This window comes from Roseomonas genomospecies 6 (assembly GCF_008365375.1).
In the GTDB taxonomy this organism is placed as follows: Bacteria; Pseudomonadota; Alphaproteobacteria; order Azospirillales; family Azospirillaceae; genus Azospirillum.
The window spans coordinates 1-744 of the sequence record NZ_QOKW01000095.1 but is presented as its reverse complement, the minus strand read 5'-3'; the positions used below and the strand labels follow the sequence as shown (position 1 = coordinate 744).

Here is a 744-nt window from a genome sequence, read left to right as displayed (position 1 = left end):
GCCCCATTCGGAAATCCACGGATCAAAGCCTGCTCGCGGCTCCCCATGGCTTATCGCAACGTGCTGCGTCCTTCATCGCCTCTCAGTGCCAAGGCATCCACCAGATGCCCTTCAGACGCTTGATCCTCTTCAGCGGTTGCGCCACGCGCAGGGGCAAGCCCAGGCGCACGCACAACACCGCAAGATGCATCAGACCTGCGAACCAACCCCATGACAGGGCCGGCCCGAGGTCCGTCCTCGGTCACTTAACAATCGTCTTCACACTGTCCATGATCCCGCTCCAGTCCCCCGCTTGGGGAGCCCGAAGCTCACGTTTCCGTGTTGCGTTTCCTTCTGACGGATCTCCAAGAGCCCCACCCTCGCCTCGACACCAGAAGACTGGTGGAGGCAGACGGGATCGAACCGACGACCTCCTGCTTGCAAAGCAGGCGCTCTCCCAACTGAGCTATGCCCCCGTATGGTGTCACGCCCCACAGTGAATGGGTCGCCTGATGGATGGTGGGCCAGGGAGGATTTGAACCTCCGACCTCACGCTTATCAAGCGCGCGCTCTAACCAACTGAGCTACTAGCCCCTCATGGCCACCCTCCATTCGAAGAGGGCCATGATGAGATCCGTGAGAAGGGATGCGCCGGCGGCGGCGTGGGGTTGGCGCGCGGCCTGGAGGATGGGCCGGCGTTTTCCTTAGAAAGGAGGTGATCCAGCCGCAGGTTCCCCTACGGCTACCTTGTTACGACTTCACCCC

2 tRNA genes and 2 rRNA genes are annotated in these 744 nt (G+C 61.7%); all 4 read right to left on the bottom strand.

Going from position 1 to position 744, the window contains the following annotated elements:
• Positions 1–125, bottom strand: a 23S ribosomal RNA gene (locus DS843_RS30920); the annotation flags it as partial.
• 254 nt (positions 126–379) lie between these two features.
• A tRNA-Ala gene (locus tag DS843_RS30915) sits at positions 380–455 on the bottom strand.
• Between the two features lie 41 nt (positions 456–496).
• Positions 497–573: transfer RNA gene (locus DS843_RS30910), tRNA-Ile, on the bottom strand.
• 114 nt (positions 574–687) lie between these two features.
• Positions 688–744, bottom strand: a 16S ribosomal RNA gene (locus DS843_RS30905); the annotation flags it as partial.